Source organism: Vreelandella azerica (assembly GCF_013112225.1).
GTDB lineage: Bacteria > Pseudomonadota > Gammaproteobacteria > Pseudomonadales > Halomonadaceae > Vreelandella > Vreelandella azerica.
Genome location: NZ_JABFHI010000005.1, coordinates 113,527 through 131,659, shown reverse-complemented (window position 1 = coordinate 131,659; position 18,133 = coordinate 113,527). Strand labels below are relative to the sequence as shown.

The window sequence follows — 18,133 nt, the reverse complement described above, 5'->3', positions numbered from 1 at the left end:
GGCTCCTTAGTTTGCAGGGCTGTCAGGGTCGTGAGTTTCGACCACCTGGCGGACTTCTCGCAGCCAGGAAGAAGACCCCTTGATGCGGTTATCCACCGGCAGCTGTACCGCATGAATCTTGTCACTGCCTTTCATCTGCTGGCTGCCTTCCCAGGCATCCACCCAGACGCAGCGCATCTCGGGCTCAACCTCACAGTGACCGTTTGCCCGCACGCCGCCACAGGGGCCATTACGCAGGTTTTTCGGGCAGTTCATCGGGCATGACATCCCGGTTGAAGACAACGCACACTTGCCGCACATCTGGCAATCAAACAGGAATCCCTTGACGTTTTTTTCAACAAACCTGACCGGCGCTTCAACGCGTCCGTAGCCGATACGCTTCCATACCGGATGCAGCTTGATGATGACCGGTTCAAAGGTCCGGTAAACCGCTTCAAAAAAACGGGAGTGGCGCACCACCCAGCGTCTGACCTTATACATGGCATTTCCCCTGACAGCGTCGGCATAAAACAGCATCGCAAACACATGGCCGGTGGTTATTCTGAACGTCTTTCGCCGTTAATATTTCAATATCCGTATTTCACACTGCATCAGTGGCATCAGTTACTCCTTTCTGGCGAATAAGCTGTTTGAGATCTTCATCGCTGTAGGCGGCTTCAAGGCGCGCGGCTTCGCTTTCTGCTTCGGCTTGCATGTCATCGCCGCAAGGTGTGGGAGCACTGCGCTTCCAGTCCTCCATATAGGCATCAGAGCCGCCTTTGCCGGCGCGCATGGCAGAGCGGTCAATGGCATGCTGGAAACGTTCCGACAGCATCACCTTGGCTGTTCGGCGACCCTGCTTGACGATGATCTGGGCCGGAATATCCCGCCAACTAACAACAATCATTGAGGCCATTCAGGCTCCTCGCTGCCCGACAAGGCAGCCACTGGGGATTCAACAAAGCGCACCAGGCTGGTTTCAAGGCCACCGTAACCGGTATGGCGCTTCTCAAATGCCAGCCCTAACCGCTGTGCGGCACGCTCAGCGAGACGCTGAAGCTCAGCGTCATCACGCTGGGACAAGTACACCAGGCGCTGATACTGGCCAAAATACAGCTGGGCCAGTTCAGGGTGGCGCTCAATACCGAGTTCGTGGAGTACCAGTCGATCAAAGTGTCGCGCCAGGAAATCGGTCAGATAGAAGGTGCCGGGCGCCTGCTCGGCCAATGCAGCAATCACCGCTTCCCCCGCAAACACATCGTAGCAGTGAGCACCCGGTAAACGCTCGGCACCAAACTCCGCCAGCACGCCATCCAGACGCCCGCCGGTACCGCAATCGGCATAGGCCACAAACACCTGCTCGCCTACTTCAAGCTGCAGCAGCTTTTCCCTGACGGCTTCCGGAATGCGGTGGGGCTCGTTGTGCAGGTGTGCCGGTAGGCATTCCAGCCGGACATCCTGCCAGCCGTTAGCGGCTACCACTGCCTTGATCTCACGCGCGAGGGCGCCGCAGGCCAGAATCACCATCGCCATTGATCTACGCGGCTCAGGCGGCGCGACGGCGGGCGATAAGATCCTTGGCCATATCCACAGCCACCCCGGCATCACGGCAGTAGGCATCTGCGCCAATTGCCTGACCAAACTCTTCATTCAGCGGCGCACCGCCCACCATGACGATGTAGTCGTCACGCAAGCCTTTCTCGACCAAGGTATCAATCACTACCTTCATATAGGGCATGGTGGTGGTTAGCAGTGCTGACATGCCGAGAATATCCGGTTTGTGCTCTTCCAGAGCGGCCAGGTAGTCTTCCACCGGAATATTGATACCGATATCAACCACCTCAAAACCGGCACCTTCCATCATCATCGACACCAGGTTCTTGCCGATATCGTGAATGTCGCCTTTCACCGTGCCAATCACGATCTTGCCGATGGTTTCCGAATCGGACGCGGCCAACAGCGGGCGCAGCACTTCCATGCCGCCTTTCATGGCGTTGGCCGCCATCAATACCTCAGGAACAAACAGAATGCCGTCGCGGAAATCCACTCCAACGATTGCCATACCACCGACAAGCGCTTCGTCTAGCACCCGGCTGGCACTCCAGCCGCGCTCCAGCAGAATTTCGGTTCCCTCAACCACTTCTTCACGCAGGCCGTTATAAAGGTCGTCATGCATCTGCTCAACAAGCTCATCGTCCGGTAGCTCGTTGAGATCAAAATCTTCGTCGTCGTAGGTATCTGTCATGGCCTTGCCTCTTGCGTTCATGGGCCTTTAATGCCCAGCGGTTCTGCACACCCCTCAGCGTAAACAGGTTTGAAAATTGCCTAATGCTGGATGGGTCGGAATTATCTGAATTGGATTTGAAGAGTAGGCCCAGCCCAGCAGCGTCACTTCTGCTTGAACGACCTATGGATGCCGAGAAACGTCATCCACCCAAAAAACTTCCGAGTTTTCAATTTCCGCCCCAAGCCACTGATTTACCAATTATTAACGCGATTTTTTATTTTTCAGCAGCCGTCGCTGGAACGACGCTGAACGTCGCCTGCGGGAATGCGCAGCTGGGCAAGCGGAGTAGATTCTCCGAATCAACAAAACCGACACAACAATACGAAGACACAACAATACAAAGACACAACGACAATAACAGGCAAGACAGACGAGGGCCGCTATGACTGCAATGACTCAGGGCAAGAATATCTACGTACTCAAAGCCAGCTGCCGTGGCGCCATCGGCACAGTTTCCCGTGTGAGCACCTATCTGGCACAGCGCAACTGCTATATTTCCGAGCTGGCGCAGTTTGATGAAATCTCCACCGGTAACTTCTTTTTGCGCTGCCTGTTTTCCACCACGCCCGGAATTACACCCTCACTGGAGGAAATGCGCGAAGAATTTGGGAATGGCGTGGCTGATCGCGACAAGATGGAGTGGGAACTTCACGACACCTTGACGCAGCCCAAGGTGCTGATCATGGTCTCCAAGTTTGACCACTGCCTGGATGACCTGCTCTACCGCCAGCGCACCGGTGAGATCAATATGCAGATTCCTGCCATCGTCTCCAATCATCCTGATCTCAAACGCCTGGCCGACTGGTACGAGATTCCCTACTACCATCTGCCGATCACTCCGGACACCAAGCAGGAGCAGGAACAGCGTCTGCTGGACATTATTGACGAAACCGGTGCTGATCTGGTGGTACTGGCACGCTATATGCAGATTCTCTCACCGGAACTGTGCGAAAAGCTCTCGGGTCGTGCTATCAATATTCACCACTCCTTCCTACCCGGATTCAAGGGCGCCAAACCCTATCACCAGGCGTTCGAACGCGGCGTGAAGCTGATTGGCGCCACCGCCCACTACGTCACCACTGACCTGGACGAAGGGCCGATCATCGAGCAGGTAGTCGAACGCGTTGATCATGGTTACAGCCCCGCCCAGCTGGCCGCTGTTGGCCGCGATGCCGAAAACATGGCGCTCTCCCGAGCTGTACGTTTCCACCTGGAACACCGCGTCTTCCCCAACGGCAACAAGACCGTTGTATTTCGGTAACCAGTGAACCGATTGGTCTGCGCTTGAAAAGTAGGTGTTTTAGAAAGTACGTGGTTTGAACAGCACCAGGAGTGAAATATGCCCCATTTGGTAGGTGATAAGCGGGTAGATGGCAAGTTGATAGATGGCAAGGCAATGGCGGCCAAGCTAAGAGAAGCCATTGGTGAGCAGGTAGCCCATCTGCATACCCATCATCAGGTAACCCCAGGGTTGGCGGTCGTGCTGGTAGGTGAAGACCCGGCCAGCCAGGTGTATGTACGCAATAAAGCCCGGCAGGCGGGCGAGGTAGGCATGCAATCATTTGAGCACCGCCTGGATGCCAGCGTCTCCGAGCAGGCGCTGCTGGCACTGATTGACCAGCTCAATCAGGACCCAGCCGTCAACGGTATTCTGGTACAGCTGCCCTTACCTGACCATATTGCCGAAACCCGCATTATCCAGGCCATTGCCCCGGCCAAGGACGTCGACGGCTTTCACCCTATCAACGTGGGCCAGGTTGCCATTGATGGCCAAGGTATGACGCCCTGCACACCGCTGGGCTGCAAGCTACTGCTTGAACATCAGCTGGGCGACTTGAGCGGGCAGCATGCGGTCGTTCTCGGGCGCTCCAACATTGTTGGCAAACCCATGGCCAACCTGCTGCTGCAGGCTAACTGCACCGTTACCGTCGCCCACTCGCGCACCCATGATCTACCTGCTATCTGCCGCCAAGCCGATATTCTGGTGGTGGCGGTAGGTCGACCCGGCATGGTCAAGCGCGACTGGATCAAACCCGGTGCTGTGCTGATTGATGTTGGTATTAACCGTATTGAGGAAGATGACAGAACCCGCCTGACCGGTGATATCGATTTTCAGTCAGTACAGGATCTTGCTGGTGCCATTACGCCTGTGCCCGGTGGTGTTGGCCCCATGACCATTGCCTGCCTGCTGTTGAACACCCTACAGGCCAGTTACCAGCAGCTGAATCTACCTTTCCCCGACGACCTGGCAGAACGTGCCTGGCAGCCTCAGGCGGCAACAACCCCCTGAGCCACAATAAAAAATGCTGGCAAGCCAAGCTCGCCAGCGTTACGCAATCATCACGGAGTTGTCCCATGACCACCACTACTCGTCGCCGTTCTTCACGCTCCAGCGCCTCACGCCGTGGCGCCCAGGCTGCCGCCCCCATCCAGCCTTACATCACCCGCCAGATTCCCTATTTTGAGGTGCTCGGTGACGAGGGCTTATCGGTCATCGAAAACAACGCCGAGACCATCCTTGAAGAAGTCGGCATCGATTTTCGCGATGATGAAGAAGCGCTGCAGATCTGGCGTGACGCGGGTGCAGACGTTCAGGGCGAACGCGTACGCATGCCGCGTGGCCTGTGCCGCCAGCTGATTCAGGCAAGCGCCCCGCGCCAGTTCACCCAGCATGCCCGCAACCCGGAACGCAACGTTGAAATTGGCGGCGCCAACACGGTGTTTGTACCGGCTTATGGAAGCCCCTTTGTGTATGACCTGGACAAGGGTCGCCGCTACGGCACCCTGGAAGATTTCCAGAATTTTATCAAGCTGGCTTATATGTCGCCGAGCATCCACCATTCCGGTGGCACCATCTGCGAGCCGGTCGACCTGCCCGTCAACAAACGGCACTTCGATATGGTCTACAGCCATATGAAGTATTCCGACAAGCCCTTTATGGGTTCGGTCACCCACCCGGATCGCGCCCAGGACACGGTGGAAATGGCCAAGATCCTGTTCGGCGAGCGCTGGATCGACCCGGACACTGGCAAACCGCGCACCTGTGTCGTCAACCTGATCAATGCCAACTCACCGATGACTTTTGACGACACCATGCTCGGCGCCGCCAAGGTCTATGCCCGTGCCAACCAGGCCTGCATCATCACCCCCTTTATTCTGGCCGGGGCCATGTCGCCGGTCACGGTCGCTGGCACTGCCGCCCAGACCCTGGCCGAAGCCATGGCCGGTATGGCTTTCGTCCAGCTGGTTAACCCGGGTGCCCCAGTGATCATGGGCAGTTTTGCCAGCTCCATGTCGATGCAATCCGGCGCGCCCACTTTCGGCACCCCGGAACCCGCCCTGGTGCTTTATATCATGGCTAATCTAGCCCGCCGCCTGGGTGTTCCCTTCCGCTCCGGCGGCTCGCTCACCGCCTCAAAATTACCCGACGCCCAGGCTGCCAGCGAAAGCGCCAACACCCTGCTGCCAACCACCCTTGGTGGGGTCAACTTTGCGCTGCATTCAGCGGGCTGGATGGAAGGCGGGCTGGCCATGGGCTATGAGAAATTCATCATGGATGCCGATCAGACCGGCATGATGCAGACCATGCTCAAAGGCGTGGATCTTTCTGAAAACGGCCAGGCCATGGATGCCATTCGTGAAGTCGGCCCCGGCCAGCACTTTCTCGGCTGCGCCCATACCCAGGCCAACTTCAAGAACGCTTTCTACCTCTCACCGATCACCGACAACAACAGCTTCGAACAGTGGGATGTCGACGGCCGCCTGGATATGGGCCAACGCGCCAACGCCCGCTGGAAGAAGCTGCTGGCGGAATACCAGGCGCCTGAGCTCGACCCGGCCATTGATGCAGCTCTGCTCGCCTATATCGAGGAGCGCAAGGCCTCCTTCCCTGACTCCAACATTTAACCCACTGCCGTGCCCGGTGCTGCCTGACCGGGCACGGCGTTCATTCACCTACCAGGCAACCTAAGCTAAATAATAATAAACGAGGTTATGGCTTATGCAAGATGCAAAACCAGAAACGTCTGATGGCTTTCCAGCTCCAGAAGGCAAGGCTGATTCGACAACCTGATGGCTTACCTTCAGTATCTGCCAGCACTTTCACAGCCCTTCGGGCGTGAAGATGCCAACTTCAGCCAGGGTTGGACAGCCTTCTACTGGGCGTGGTGGATTTCCTGGTCACCCTTCGTTGGCATGTTTATCGCCCGTGTTTCTCGTGGCCGTACCGTTCGCGAATTCCTGATCGCTGTGCTGCTGATTCCGTCTGTGGTCTCGGTGATCTGGATGACCGCCCTGGGCGGCACCGCTGTTGATCAGCTTGTGGCAGTTGGCTTTGAAGGCGTCAGGGATGCTGCCCTGGAGCTCAAGCTGTTCGTGATGCTGGGTGAGCTCCCCCTGACGGCGATTACTTCCTTTGTCGGTATCATTCTGGTGATTGTGTTCTTTATTACCTCATCAGATTCCGGCTCTCTGGTGATTGATGCAATCACAGCAGGCGGCAAGGTGGATGCACCCAAGCCTCAGCGCGTGTTTTGGGCCATTATCGAAGCCATGATCGCAATTGCCCTGATCACAGGCGGCGGCCTGGTCGCCTTGCAGGCCATGGCGGTTTCCACCGGCTTGCCCTTCACCATCGTGCTGCTGGTTAGCTGTATCGCCGTGGTCAAGGGGCTGTTGAGCGAACACCGCCTGATCACCACAGGGAGTGCAGAAAAGGTCAAGAAACCCGCCGTGACCTGATAGATACGCAAGGCGGCCACAGCGCCGCCTTGCTGACATCCCACAACCATAAAACCGGCCCAATGGCCGGTTTTTTTTGCAGACAATATCCACTGACGCGCATAAGCTCAGAAGATGTATTTGAAAGCGACTTGGAGACTATGATGTCGTGTAGGCGGCGCTGGGGAATGCCCGCCTGCCAGATGGTCATGCGCTCCAGTGGTAGTGTCACTGTTGCCGGCATCATCTACAAATTCCGACTACCGCGTGAACATGGTATCCAGGTGATCAGCAAACAGCACTTCACGCATCCACTGTTGTAGTTGCTCATGGTCAGCTTGCATCAGCTGGGTTTCTACCCAATCGGGTACCTCGCCAAACTTCAAGCCAAGCTGGGTGCGCAGCACGTCGCGTGCTTCAGTCAAGCGCCCTTCCTGACGCCCTTTTGAATCCCTACCTGCTCACCTTCCAAACGTTCTTTCTTGACCAGGTTCTCTAAATTCTCTGCCAACATGTCTTTATCCTCCATCAGGCTGTCAAGCTGTGCCAGGTTCACCTCGGTGCCTAGCCAGGCCAGGTGGCTTCCACCGACCACATGACGTCTTCGATTTTTTTCCTCAAACAAAGGCGTGATGTAGTGGCCGTTCCAATACATACACATGCCCGTCCAGGTTTCCAAAATAGGTCCGCCCATTAACTAAATAGCGTGCTGTTCAAGCACCATACGCACGGCCAGATTGGCACTGTCCGGCAAGCCATAAAGCGTGTAGTGCGGCAAGTCATCTCGCGGTTTCAAGATGTGTCATCCTGGCTGGTCAATCACCGGCAACAGGCTTTTCTCAATCGCCTCAAGCACTTCCGGCAGCATGACATCCTTGTAGCGCAGCAGATCCGCGACGGTTTCCGGCAGCGCAGCCAGGCCACCTGCCTGATAGCGGCAGGCGGCGATTTCGGCTAAGTCAGCGGGGCTGGCATCCACCGGCGGCACCAGGCCAATACTGATCAGGCGCTGGCGAAAATCTTCGCCATCCACCAACTCAGTGATCATCATGAGGTGACCTCCTCTTTTTCGACGGCGGCCAGGCGGCAGGCGGCGTATTTGAACTCGGGGATCTTGCCGTCCGGGTCCAGCGCGGAGTTGGTCAGCAGGTTGGCGGCCGCTTCGGCATAGGCGAAGGGGATAAATACCATGCCATCCGGCATGCCGGGGTCAACCCGTGCGGCCAGTGTGATACGGCCACGCCGGGTGGTGATGGTCAGGCGGTCTCCCGGCGCCAACTTCAGCCGCTGCATTTCATTGATGGAGAGACTGGCCACAGCTTCCGGTTCCAGCTCATCCAGCACCTTGGCACGCCGAGTCATCGAGCCGGTATGCCAATGCTCCAGCTGGCGGCCGGTGGTGAGCACCGTTGGGTAGTCGTCATCCACCGGTTCATCTGGCGGAATGGGCCGGGTGGCGGCGAACTTGGCCTTGCCCCCTTCGCGGGGGAAGGCATCGCCAAAGACGACGTCCTGGCCGGGGGCGTCGTCACTCGGGCAGGGGTAGGTCACCGACTGTTCGCGTTCCAGGCGTTCCCAGCTGATATGATCAAGCGAGGCCATGCCCTGCTTCATTTCCGCAAACACCTCACTGGGGTGCTGGTAGTGCCAGCCCAGGCCGAAGCGGTTGGCCAGCTGCTGGATGATCCACCAGTCCGGGCGGGCATCGCCGGGCAGCGGCATGGCCGCACGGCCCAGCTGCACCTGACGGTTGGTGTTGGTCACGCTGCCGTCTTTCTCGGGCCAGGCCGAAGCAGGCAGAATCACATCGGCGAACTGGGCGGTTTCGGTCACGAACAGGTCCTGCACCACCAGATGCTCCAGCTTGCCGAGCGCCTCACGGGCATGGGTGAGATCGGGGTCAGACATGGCCGGGTTTTCACCCAGGATATACATGCCGCGAATGGTGCCTGCATGAATGGCATCCATGATCTCGACCACAGTCAGGCCGGGCTGATTATCCAGCGGCGTATTCCACAGCTCCTCAAAGGCGGAGCGCAGTTGATCATCGCCAACCGGCTGATAGTCAGGCATCACCATGGGGATCATACCCGCATCCGAGGCGCCCTGAACGTTGTTCTGGCCACGCAGCGGGTGCAGGCCGGTACCGGGGCGGCCGGTATGGCCACAAGCCAGGGCCAGCGAGATCAGGCAGCGGGCGTTATCGGTGCCGTGGGTATGCTGGGAGATGCCCATGCCCCAGAAGATCATGGCGCGCTCGGCATTGGCATACAGGCGCGCCACCTCGCGAATGGTCTCAGCCTCTACGCCACACTGCTCGCTCATGGCCTCTGGGGTCATGTCGACCACATGAGCCTTGAGGGCCTCGAAGCCTTCGGTATGCTCGGCAATGTAGGTCTCATCAAAGAGACCTTCAGTGACGATGACATTGAGTAACGCATTGAACAGCGCCACGTCAGAACCGGGTTTAAAGCGCACGCTCAGGTGGGCGTAAGCATCCAGCGCCTGGCCACGGGGGTCGATAATGATGAACTGGGTGCCGCGCTTGGCGGCCTGTTTGAAGAAGGTGGCCGCGACCGGATGGTTTACCGCCGGGTTGCAGCCGGTGAGAATCACCACATCGGCGTTGGCCGCCTGCATAAAGGACGCGGTAACCGCGCCAGAGCCCAGGCATTCCATCAGCGCCGCCACTGAACTTGCGTGGCACAGCCTTGTGCAGTGGTCGACGTTATTGGTGCCAAAGCCGGTACGGATCAGCTTCTGGAACAGCCAGGCTTCTTCGTTGGAGCATTTGGCGCTACCAAAGCCCGCCAGCGCTTGCGGCCCCTGTTCTTTTTCAGGTTGATCAGGCCGGTGGCGGCAAATTCCAGTCCCTCTTCCCAGCTGGCCTCACGGAAGTGAGTCAGCGGCTGGGCGGGGTCGAAGTCTGGATCAAGCCCCTTGGCCACACCCTCACGGCGGATCAGCGGGGTGGTCAGGCGTGACGGATGGCGCGGGTAGTCAAACCCGAAGCGGCCTTTCACGCACAGGCGATTATGGTTGGATGGCCCGTTGCGGCCTTCCACATAGACAATCTCGTCGTTCTTGAGGTGGTAGGTCAGCTGGCAGCCGACGCCGCAATAGGGGCAGACGGAGTCGACCTGTTTATCGGTCGCGGCACTGTCCCCCCGCCGTGTTCGTCAACCAGGGTGGCGGGCATCAGGGCTCCGGTCGGGCAGGCCTGCACGCATTCGCCACAGGCCACACAGGTGCTGTCGCCCATGGGGTCATCAAAGTCGAAAACGATTTTTGAGGCACTGCCACGATGGGCCAGGCCGATGACGTCGTTGACCTGCACTTCGCGGCAGGCGCGTACGCACAGGTTGCATTCAATGCAGGCATCGAGGTTGACCGCCATGGCACTGTGCGAGCGGTCTTTGACGACGGCGCTTTCGCGCTCGGCCACATGGTGCACGGTGGGCGTAGTTCGTTCACTGCGCTTGGGTAAGCGCTCACTTACCTCACCGACATCAATCGCCAGCTGATCGGCCATGGCCCAGAAATGACTGGAGGCGTCCGGACTCTGCTCGCGGGGCGGCTGGTCCACGGCGAGCATTTCCAGCACGCCTTCGCGGGCCACCCGCGAGCGTTCAGAGGTGGCACTATGCACCACCATGCCAGGCTTGGCCTCACGCAGGCAGCTGGCGACCAGGGCGCGTTCGCCTTGCACCTCGACCATGCAGGCGCGGCAGTTGCCGTCGGCACGGTAGCCCTCGGCATCCTTGAAGCACAGGTGCGGAATGGTTTCTCCGGCGCGCTTGGCGACCTGCCAGAGGGTGTCGCCGGGGTAAGCCGTCACGGCTGCGCCATCCAGCGTGAGGGTAAAGGTCTCTTGGTTCATAAGGTTCTCCTTACCCTTTGATAATGACGTTCTGGGCGGCAAGCTCAGTGCGGAAATCGCGCAGCAGCCCCAGTACCGGGTTGGGTGCGGCCTGGCCTAACCCACAGATGGAGGCATCCATCATGACCTGGGAAAGCCGCTCAAGGGTGGCAACCTCCCAGGCATCGCGTTCCAGCAGGGTGAGCATCTTCTCGGTACCCACGCGACAGGGCGTGCACTGGCCGCAGGATTCATCAGCAAAGAAGCCCAGCAGATTGGTGGCGACATTACGCAGGTTGTCCTGCTCGGAAAACACCACCACGGCGGCTGAGCCGATAAAGCAGCCGTGCTCCTGCAAGGTGTCAAAATCTAGCGGGATATCGGCCTTGCTGGCGGGCAGAATACCGCCCGAGGCGCCTCCCGGCAGATACCCGGCCAGGGTGTGGCCGTCCTGTAGGCCACCGGCGTATTCGTTAATCAGTTCGTTCAGGGTGATACCCGCCGGGGCCAGATGCACGCCGGGGTTATTCACCCGGCCAGAGACCGAAAAGCTGCGCAGGCCGCTACGCCCGTGGCGGCCGTGGTTGGCAAACCATTCGGCGCCCTGGGCATGAATGGCCGGAATCCAGTAGACGGTTTCGACGTTATTGACCAGGGTCGGGCGGTCAAATAATCCACGCTGGGCCACAAAGGGCGGCCGATGGCGAGGCTTACCGGGCTTGCCTTCCAGCGATTCGATCATCGCTGACTCTTCCCCGCAGATATAGGCGCCTGCTCCGCGGCGCACCACGATATAGCCCGGTGCCACCAGCCCGGCGGCTTCCAGCTCTGCAATGGCCTGATGCAACACCGTATGCAGCGCCTGGTATTCATCACGCAAGTAGATGTACAGGGCGTCTGCTTCCACGGCCCAGGCGCTGATCAGGGCGCCTTCGAGAAACTGATGGGGCGCGCGCTCCAGGTAATAACGATCCTTGAAAGTGCCCGGCTCGCCTTCATCGGCGTTGATGGCGCAATAGCGCGGCCCGGCCTCGGCGCGGACGAAAAACCATTTTTTAAAGGTCGGGAAACCCGCGCCCCCAGCCCGCGCAGATTGGCCTTTTCCAGGGTGTCCATCAGGCTTTCAACACTCACCTCCCCCGCCCAGCAGGCGCTTAGCAGGGCGTAACCACCGGTTTGCCGATACGCGTCAAGGCGTGGCCAGTCCAAGGGTTCAGGGTGAATGTGATCGGCAGCGATGGCCGCCTGAACGCGCTCAACACTGGCATGGCCCAGATGGTAGTGACCCACTTCCACCACAGGCGCCGTATCACAGCGGCCCATGCAGGGGCGCGCAACACGCGCACCTCGGCGGGGTCGGTGCCTGCCGCAAGTTCATTGCGCAGAGCGTCAGCACCGGCCAGCTGGCAGGACAGGGAATCACATACCCGCAGCGTCAGCGCTGGAGGCGGCGATTGATCGTCGTGGATGACATCAAAGTGGGCGTAGAAGGTGGCGGTTTCGTACACCTCGGCCATGGGCAGGTTCATGTAAGCGGCCAGGGCGCGTAGATGGGTCAGCGGCAAGTGGCCAAGGGCATCCTGAATCACGTGCAGATGTTCGATCAACAGATCACGTTGGCGCCGCTGCGGCTGCTCGCGTTCATCACCGAGCAGTTGACGCAAGGCATCCAGGGCGTCCGGGGCAAGTGAGCGTCCGCGTGGCTTGCCGCGCAGGTGGCGCTTGGGGATCTCTGTGTGAACAGTCATGGCATCTCGATCTTAATGCTGGGGGAAAGAATATAGGGTCGATAGTGGCAAAACAGAGGTGAAAACACGATACCTAAAAACGACTTCGCCCAGCGGATAGCGATTCTGGGCAGGTTGCTTTCCGTTCGCACTTTCACACAGGCCATGCAATCGCACTGAAGAACCCAAGAGGGTCGCCTGGTCTCAGGCGGCCCATCAAGGCATCAGGCGGCGACGCTGCCGTGCGGGTCCATGACAAACTTCTTGGCCACACCACCATCAAAGTCAGCATAGCCTCGCGGCGCATCGTCTAGGGAGATAAACTGAACGTTGACCGCCTTGGCAATCTGCACCTTGTCAAACAGGATTGCCTGCATCAGCTGACGGTGGTATTTCATCACTGGACATTGACCGGTATGGAAGGAGTGCGACTTAGCCCAACCCAGCCCGAGGCGCATGGACAGGTTACCCAGCCTGGCTTCGCTGGTAGCGGCGCCCGGGTCTTCAGTGACGTAAAGGCCAGGAATACCAATCTGCCCCCGGCACGGGTAATATCCATACAGGCATTGAGCACAGTGGCAGGCTGCTCATGGGCGTGATTATGGCCATGGCAACGGGCCTCGAAGCCCACAGCGTCGACTGCACTGTCAACCTCACGCTCGCCAAGAATAGGTTCAAGCATGTCAGCCATCGGGGTGTCCTGACGCAGATCCAGGGTCTCGCAGCCAAACTTACGGGCCTGTTCAAGGCGCTCGGGGTTCATATCACCCACAATCACACACGCTGCGCCAAGCAGCTGTGCCGATACCGCAGCGGCAAGCCCCACCGGGCCAGCACCGGCAATGTAGACAGTACTACCGGGGCCGACGCCTGCGGTATAGCAGCCATGGAAGCCGGTCGGGAAGATATCCGACAGCAGGGTAAGGTCGCCGATTTTTTCCATCGACTGCTCTCGATCTGGGAACTTGAGCAGGTTGAAGTCTGCGTAAGGCACCATGACGTATTCCGTCTGACCGCCAACCCAGCCGCCCATGTCGACATAGCCATAGGCAGCCCCCGGGCGTGCCGGATTAACGTTCAGGCAGATACCTGTCTGGCCTTCCTTACAGTTACGGCAGCGCCCGCAGGCAATGTTGAACGGTACCGAGACGATGTCACCCACGCTCAGAAATTCCACGTCACGGCCACACTCGATGACCTCACCGGTGATCTCGTGACCCAGCACCAAACCTTCCGGAGCCGTGGTACGGCCACGCACCATATGTTGGTCGCTGCCGCAGATGTTGGTGGTGATAACTTTAAGGATGACGCCATGCTCGCACTTGCGCTTGCCAAGTGAGAGCTCCGGGAACGGAATGCTTTCAACGGCCACCTTACCCGGCCCTTTGTAGACGACACCGCGATTACCCTGGCTCATGATGATTTCCTCTTTCATTGTTGTAGTTGTAATGATGGTTGTAGCTGTAATAGTCGTGGCAATGGCTAAAACGCTAGCCTTGCCCTTTCTGACACTGCGACTGATTCGGGGTCAGCGCAGCACACCTTCTTCATTAAGCAGCTTGAGAATGGCATCAGCACCCTGGTCGGCACTCACTCCATCAAGCACCTGGCCACTGCCGCCTTCGGCCTTGGCGGCGGCGGCTTTGAAACGCTCCCGTGCAGAAGCGGCCTTGACAATCTTCAGCCGTTTTGGCCGTTTGCGCGCTGCTGAAAGCGACCATTGCGCCAGCTCAGCATCAGGCTCGGAGGCCAGCGCCTGAGAATCAAATTGTGCCCGCCGCGCGGGGCCAAAGGCACTCTGACGTGGCGCCGGGGCAGCGCTATCCACGCTCATGAGGGCGGGCAGGCGTACCTGAAGGCGTTTGCGCTGGCCACGTGGCAAGGCCTGAAGCACCGTGGCCACCCCGTTTTCAATGCGCTCGATCACCGCCAGGTTGTTGACGACCGGCCAGCCCAGGCGCTCCGCCAGCGCGTAGGGCAGCAACCCGGAGCCTTCACCGCGTTCTGCGCGGCAACCGGTCAGCACCAGTTGAGGCTCACGCTGGGCAAGGTAGTCACCCAGCACCGGAATGACGTCAGCGCCCTCCTCCTGCTCCAGCAGGGTCATCGACGGCAGGCCGGCCATACCCGGATAGCTTCGCAGTGCGGTTTCACTCTCGGTGTTACAGGCGCCAGCGTGAACCAGTTCCAGCTGGGCGTTGGCGTATTGGGATTCCACCCCCAGCGCCAGCTCAACGCCGCGAGCATCGTGATCGGCGCGCCGTGGGCGCCCGGTGAGCGGGTGGCGGCCCAGGGATACCAGCACGGCAATATCCAGCGCTTTATCAGGCTGCATCGCGCGCCCCTCCTTGTTGCTGAACCTTGGCCACCAGCGCGGCCAGAATCTGCGTACTGTCGCCAATCACGGCCAGATCAGCGCGTTTGATCATGTCACAGCCGGCATCCATATTGATGGCAATCACCTTGTCACAGCTCTGAATACCCTGCAGGTGTTGAATGGCGCCGGAAATGCCGACTGCCAGATAAACCCTTGCCGTCACCCAGGTGCCACTGGCGCCCACCTGGCGGTCACGCGCCATAAAGCCATCATCGACGGCCACCCGTGATGCGCCTTCGGTGGCGCCCAAGGCTTTGGCGGCCTGATGAAAGCCCTCCCAATCCTTGACGCCGTTACCGCCGGAAAGGATAAATTCCGCCTCAGCCAGGGCAATGCTGGCCGGGTCGACGGCCACCGCCCCCTGATCATTGATACGCGTGGCAAACGCCGACGGCGTGCCTTCCAGCGTCAGCGCCTCGGCAGCATGACGGCTTTGGTCAACCGGCTCAGCGCATTCCGCCAGCGCCAGCACCACCCTGGGCAGCGGGCGCTGGATGTCCAGGCTGTCCGCCGCTCCGCGAGCCGTGCACCCCCAACCCAGCGGTGCTGAGTCGTCCGGCTCGATCCGCCACACGCCGGTGGCGGGCCTTTCCTGCAAACGCATGGCCAGGCGGCGGCCAAGGTCTCCACCGCCCAGGGCAGAATCCGGCACCAGCCAGTGGCGCGGGCCAAAGGTGCGCTCAACGCTTTCCAACAGAGGCAGCTGATGATCAGGGCCAAACTGGCCTGCCGGGGCTTCGGGCAGAATAATCACCCTGTCAATGCCTGCGTCCCCCAGCTGCTGCTCCCTGTGTTCCGCCGGGAGAATAGCGAGCACGGCTCCTGGGACATCTTCCTTGGCGTCCGCCAGCTGGCGGGCCAGGCCAAGCAGGTCTTTATCGTGGGATGACAGGCGGCCGCCCGTCATATCCGGCACTACAGCGATATAAAAGGCAGGAGACTCAATCACCACCGCGCGGCGGCTTTCCTGCACCTGGGCTGCCCCACCGGCCTGGCGGGCGCTTCCCTGCTGGGCACCGCTTCGGTCAATCCGCTTGATGCCGTTAGGGCCCATAAAGCCGATGGCATGGGGATTCTTGCGCCTCAGGCCATTGGGGCCCTGCCATTCGCTGGCTTGCCCCTGACCCAGTGTGGCCAGCACGCTGGCATGCTCTGGATGCAGACGGTTGCGGGCAATCCACTCAAGGCGTGGGTTACGGCGTTTGAGTTCACTCATGCAGTTACCTCCTCAGCCTGAATACTGGCCGGAGACGCCACCAGGGCATCGGCCACCAGTTCGGCTATATCACGCACCTCGGCGGTAGCATCCACCACGCCTTCCAGCATGGCCGTACATTGCGGGCAGCCCACCGCCACCAGGTCAGCCCCGGTTTCGCCGACATCCTGCATGCGCATGTCAGGAATCCGCTGCTTGCCGGGAATATCGGTGATCGGCGCCCCACCGCCGCCACCACAGCAGCGCGAACGGTAGCCGGAACGCTGCATTTCCCTGACCTCAATACCCAGCGCTTTCAACACATCACGCGGGGCGTCATATTCACCGTTATAGCGGCCCAGATAGCAGGGGTCGTGATAGGTCACACTACCGCCTTTCCAGGGGCTGAAGGCTAGCCGCCCCTCACGGTAAAGCTCGGCAATATAGGTGGAATGATGATTAACATGGTAATTACCCCCAGCTCGCCGTACTCATTTTTGAGCACATGGAAGCTGTGCGGATCACAGGTGACAATTCTCAAGAACTGATACTGGTTAAGAGTGGCGATATTGCGTTTTGCCAAGGCCTGAAACGTCGCTTCATCACCCAGGCGCCGCGCTACATCACCGCTATCGCGCTCGGCATTACCCAGCACCGCAAAGTCGACACCGGCGGCTCTCAGCACCTTGACGAAGGCTCTCAGGGTCCGCTGGCTGCGCATATCAAACACACCGTCACCCAGCCACAGCAGCACATCCACCTGGCCAAGATCGGCAATGTTGGGCAGATTCAGATCCGCCGCCCAGTGCAGGCGCGAGTCGGGGTCAAAGCCGCCGGGGTTATCCGTGGCAATCAGGTTTTCCAGCACCTCGGCGCCCTTGTTGGGGGTCTGGCCGCGTTCCAGAGTCAGGTGGCGGCGCATATCCACAATGGCGTCAACATGCTCGATCATCATCGGGCACTCTTCCACGCAGGCTCTGCAGGTCGTGCAGGACCATAGCGTCTCGGCATCCAGCAGCGCCTGGCCTTCGCGAGCAACGATGGGGCCGTGAGGGTCGCCGTGGTGCTCACCCACGGCCTTGCCCGGATAGGGGCTGCCCGTGTAGGCCGCATCTGAGCCGCCTACCATGCCAACCACCATATCCTGAATCAGCTTTTTGGGGTTGAGCGGCTGCCCGGCAGCAAAGGCAGGGCACACCGCTTCACAGCGCCCGCACTGTACGCAGGCATCAAAACCAAGCCGTTGGTTCCAGGTAAAGTCAGTCGGCTTCTCGACCCCCAGCGGTGCCTTATCATCGTCCAGATCCAGCGCTTTAAGGCCAGTGGAACGCCCAGCACCCTCGGGTGTGGAAAAGCGCTCCGGGCGACGATGAAAGGCCAGATGAAGCGCGCCAGCAAAGGCGTGTTTCATCGGCCCGCCCCAGGTCATACCGAAAAACATTTCGGCCAGACCGCCGCTGACGACGACCAGAAGCACCAGCCCAAGCAGCCAGTAGCCTGCATCCGGCGGCAGCACGCCGACGGTTGGCAGGGTCACCAGAAAGACACCGGCTGAAAACGCCATCAGACTCTTGGGCAGGCGCATCCAGGGGCCTTTGGAGAGGCGTGCGGGCGGGTTGATCCGGCGTTTTGCCACCAGGATGCTGCCCACAAACATGGTCGCACTGGCCAGCAGTAGCAGCCAGCCCAGCACACCGCCCGCCAGCCCCAGGCCATGCACTATCAGCGTCAGCACGGCGGCGGCCACAAAGCCCCCGCTGTCGCCACGTGGGTATGCGAGATATAGCGGTCGCGCTCCACAATATGATGTAGATCCACCAGATAGCGGCGGGGCAGAGCCATCAGCCCCTTGAGCAGATCAACACGGGCCGCGCGCCCTTGGCGCCACAGGCTGATGCGACGCCAGGCGCCTACACCAGCCAGCGCCAGCGACGCAAAAATGACAATGGGCAGCAGCGTTTCAAGCATGGCAATCACCTATTTCCAGAAG

19 protein-coding genes and 4 pseudogenes are annotated in these 18,133 nt (G+C 59.7%); 5 read left to right on the top strand and 18 right to left on the bottom strand.

Annotated elements, in window-relative coordinates:
* Positions 1–6: 6 nt before the first annotated feature.
* The 4 genes from HLB35_RS12780 to HLB35_RS12765 all read right to left on the bottom strand — a co-directional run bounded on the left by HLB35_RS12780 (position 7) and on the right by HLB35_RS12765 (position 2,224).
* Positions 7–480, bottom strand: a complete 474-nt coding sequence (locus tag HLB35_RS12780; RefSeq protein WP_171702880.1) for a methylenetetrahydrofolate reductase C-terminal domain-containing protein — start codon at positions 478–480, stop codon at positions 7–9.
* A gap of 100 nt (positions 481–580) precedes the next feature.
* Positions 581–895 carry a virulence factor gene (locus tag HLB35_RS12775; protein ID WP_171702879.1) on the bottom strand — a complete coding sequence of 105 codons (315 nt, stop codon included), beginning with the start codon at positions 893–895 and terminating at the stop codon, positions 581–583.
* Positions 883–1,512, bottom strand: coding sequence for a DUF1638 domain-containing protein (locus tag HLB35_RS12770; RefSeq protein ID WP_171702878.1), 630 nt, complete (start codon positions 1,510–1,512; stop codon positions 883–885). The genes HLB35_RS12775 and HLB35_RS12770 overlap by 13 nt, the downstream gene beginning before the upstream one ends.
* Positions 1,513–1,525: 13 nt before the next feature.
* The gene (locus tag HLB35_RS12765) at positions 1,526–2,224 is read right to left on the bottom strand and encodes a corrinoid protein (RefSeq protein WP_171702877.1); all 699 of its coding nucleotides are present in this window, start codon (positions 2,222–2,224) and stop codon (positions 1,526–1,528) included.
* Positions 2,225–2,388: 164 nt separating this feature from the next.
* Between HLB35_RS12765 and HLB35_RS16545 the strand changes: the two genes are divergently transcribed.
* The 5 genes and pseudogenes from HLB35_RS16545 to HLB35_RS12745 all read left to right on the top strand — a co-directional run.
* On the top strand, positions 2,389–2,652 hold the full coding sequence (locus HLB35_RS16545) for a hypothetical protein (RefSeq protein WP_216601523.1): 264 nt from the start codon (positions 2,389–2,391) through the stop codon (positions 2,650–2,652).
* On the top strand, positions 2,649–3,527 hold the full coding sequence (gene purU, locus HLB35_RS12760; RefSeq protein WP_171702876.1) for a formyltetrahydrofolate deformylase: 879 nt from the start codon (positions 2,649–2,651) through the stop codon (positions 3,525–3,527). Before HLB35_RS16545 ends, purU begins: the two co-directional genes overlap by 4 nt.
* Before the next feature lie 78 nt (positions 3,528–3,605).
* On the top strand, positions 3,606–4,556 hold the full coding sequence (gene folD / locus HLB35_RS12755) for a bifunctional methylenetetrahydrofolate dehydrogenase/methenyltetrahydrofolate cyclohydrolase FolD (RefSeq protein WP_171702875.1): 951 nt from the start codon (positions 3,606–3,608) through the stop codon (positions 4,554–4,556).
* A gap of 65 nt (positions 4,557–4,621) precedes the next feature.
* Positions 4,622–6,172 (top strand): trimethylamine methyltransferase family protein, encoded by a 1,551-nt coding sequence (locus HLB35_RS12750; RefSeq protein ID WP_171702874.1) that lies wholly within the window; start codon positions 4,622–4,624, stop codon positions 6,170–6,172.
* A 153-nt stretch (positions 6,173–6,325) separates the two neighbouring features.
* Positions 6,326–7,006 (top strand): annotated as a pseudogene (locus tag HLB35_RS12745) (BCCT family transporter); the annotation flags it as partial.
* Positions 7,007–7,245: 239 nt separating this feature from the next.
* On the opposite strand, the gene HLB35_RS17430 reads toward HLB35_RS12745, so the two are convergent.
* From HLB35_RS17430 to HLB35_RS12700, 14 genes and pseudogenes are all read right to left on the bottom strand, one after another.
* Positions 7,246–7,410: a hypothetical protein gene (locus tag HLB35_RS17430; protein ID WP_171702794.1), complete on the bottom strand. Its 165-nt coding sequence runs from the start codon at positions 7,408–7,410 to the stop codon at positions 7,246–7,248.
* On the bottom strand, positions 7,407–7,679 hold the full coding sequence (locus HLB35_RS17425) for a hypothetical protein (RefSeq protein ID WP_171702793.1): 273 nt from the start codon (positions 7,677–7,679) through the stop codon (positions 7,407–7,409). The genes HLB35_RS17430 and HLB35_RS17425 overlap by 4 nt, the downstream gene beginning before the upstream one ends.
* Positions 7,680–7,787: 108 nt before the next feature.
* Positions 7,788–8,036 (bottom strand): hypothetical protein, encoded by a 249-nt coding sequence (locus HLB35_RS12730; protein ID WP_171702873.1) that lies wholly within the window; start codon positions 8,034–8,036, stop codon positions 7,788–7,790.
* The gene (locus HLB35_RS17420; protein WP_235937211.1) at positions 8,033–9,799 is read right to left on the bottom strand and encodes a molybdopterin oxidoreductase family protein; all 1,767 of its coding nucleotides are present in this window, start codon (positions 9,797–9,799) and stop codon (positions 8,033–8,035) included. Before HLB35_RS17420 ends, HLB35_RS12730 begins: the two co-directional genes overlap by 4 nt.
* The gene (locus HLB35_RS17415) at positions 9,739–10,086 is read right to left on the bottom strand and encodes a hypothetical protein (RefSeq protein WP_235937210.1); all 348 of its coding nucleotides are present in this window, start codon (positions 10,084–10,086) and stop codon (positions 9,739–9,741) included. Before HLB35_RS17415 ends, HLB35_RS17420 begins: the two co-directional genes overlap by 61 nt.
* Positions 10,083–10,865, bottom strand: a complete 783-nt coding sequence (locus tag HLB35_RS17410; protein WP_235937182.1) for a 2Fe-2S iron-sulfur cluster-binding protein — start codon at positions 10,863–10,865, stop codon at positions 10,083–10,085. Before HLB35_RS17410 ends, HLB35_RS17415 begins: the two co-directional genes overlap by 4 nt.
* Positions 10,866–10,875: 10 nt before the next feature.
* A complete protein-coding gene (locus HLB35_RS18970) occupies positions 10,876–11,160 on the bottom strand; it encodes an NADH-ubiquinone oxidoreductase-F iron-sulfur binding region domain-containing protein (RefSeq protein ID WP_328731924.1) in 285 nt (94 codons plus the stop codon).
* A 363-nt stretch (positions 11,161–11,523) separates the two neighbouring features.
* Positions 11,524–11,868: pseudogene (locus HLB35_RS18655) on the bottom strand (NADH-quinone oxidoreductase subunit F); the annotation flags it as partial.
* Positions 11,766–11,978 (bottom strand): hypothetical protein, encoded by a 213-nt coding sequence (locus HLB35_RS17395; RefSeq protein WP_235937181.1) that lies wholly within the window; start codon positions 11,976–11,978, stop codon positions 11,766–11,768. The gene HLB35_RS17395 and the pseudogene HLB35_RS18655, both read right to left, overlap by 103 nt.
* A gap of 20 nt (positions 11,979–11,998) precedes the next feature.
* On the bottom strand, positions 11,999–12,592 hold the full coding sequence (locus HLB35_RS17390) for an NADH-quinone oxidoreductase subunit NuoE family protein (RefSeq protein ID WP_235937180.1): 594 nt from the start codon (positions 12,590–12,592) through the stop codon (positions 11,999–12,001).
* A gap of 203 nt (positions 12,593–12,795) precedes the next feature.
* A pseudogene (fdhA, locus tag HLB35_RS12715) lies at positions 12,796–13,988 on the bottom strand (formaldehyde dehydrogenase, glutathione-independent).
* Between the two features lie 111 nt (positions 13,989–14,099).
* Positions 14,100–14,906 carry an electron transfer flavoprotein subunit beta gene (etfB, locus tag HLB35_RS12710; RefSeq protein ID WP_171702872.1) on the bottom strand — a complete coding sequence of 269 codons (807 nt, stop codon included), beginning with the start codon at positions 14,904–14,906 and terminating at the stop codon, positions 14,100–14,102.
* The gene (gene etfA / locus HLB35_RS12705; protein WP_171702871.1) at positions 14,896–16,164 is read right to left on the bottom strand and encodes an electron transfer flavoprotein subunit alpha; all 1,269 of its coding nucleotides are present in this window, start codon (positions 16,162–16,164) and stop codon (positions 14,896–14,898) included. The genes etfB and etfA overlap by 11 nt, the downstream gene beginning before the upstream one ends.
* Positions 16,161–18,111 (bottom strand): annotated as a pseudogene (locus HLB35_RS12700) ((Fe-S)-binding protein). The gene etfA and the pseudogene HLB35_RS12700 overlap by 4 nt, the downstream one beginning before the upstream one ends.
* Between the last annotated feature and the right edge of the window lie 22 nt (positions 18,112–18,133).

Coding starts and splice junctions, on each gene's coding strand:
- HLB35_RS17410 (WP_235937182.1), bottom strand. CDS start 10,865: ATGAACCAAGAGACCTTTACCCTCACGCTGGATGGCGCAGCCGTGACG.
- etfB (WP_171702872.1), bottom strand. CDS start 14,906: ATGCAGCCTGATAAAGCGCTGGATATTGCCGTGCTGGTATCCCTGGGC.
- HLB35_RS12775 (WP_171702879.1), bottom strand. CDS start 895: ATGGCCTCAATGATTGTTGTTAGTTGGCGGGATATTCCGGCCCAGATC.
- etfA (WP_171702871.1), bottom strand. CDS start 16,164: ATGAGTGAACTCAAACGCCGTAACCCACGCCTTGAGTGGATTGCCCGC.
- HLB35_RS12730 (WP_171702873.1), bottom strand. CDS start 8,036: ATGATGATCACTGAGTTGGTGGATGGCGAAGATTTTCGCCAGCGCCTG.
- purU (WP_171702876.1), top strand. CDS start 2,649: ATGACTGCAATGACTCAGGGCAAGAATATCTACGTACTCAAAGCCAGC.
- HLB35_RS12750 (WP_171702874.1), top strand. CDS start 4,622: ATGACCACCACTACTCGTCGCCGTTCTTCACGCTCCAGCGCCTCACGC.
- HLB35_RS16545 (WP_216601523.1), top strand. CDS start 2,389: ATGGATGCCGAGAAACGTCATCCACCCAAAAAACTTCCGAGTTTTCAA.
- HLB35_RS12780 (WP_171702880.1), bottom strand. CDS start 480: ATGTATAAGGTCAGACGCTGGGTGGTGCGCCACTCCCGTTTTTTTGAA.
- HLB35_RS17390 (WP_235937180.1), bottom strand. CDS start 12,592: ATGACTGTTCACACAGAGATCCCCAAGCGCCACCTGCGCGGCAAGCCA.
- HLB35_RS12765 (WP_171702877.1), bottom strand. CDS start 2,224: ATGACAGATACCTACGACGACGAAGATTTTGATCTCAACGAGCTACCG.
- folD (WP_171702875.1), top strand. CDS start 3,606: ATGCCCCATTTGGTAGGTGATAAGCGGGTAGATGGCAAGTTGATAGAT.
- HLB35_RS12770 (WP_171702878.1), bottom strand. CDS start 1,512: ATGGCGATGGTGATTCTGGCCTGCGGCGCCCTCGCGCGTGAGATCAAG.
- HLB35_RS17425 (WP_171702793.1), bottom strand. CDS start 7,679: ATGGGCGGACCTATTTTGGAAACCTGGACGGGCATGTGTATGTATTGG.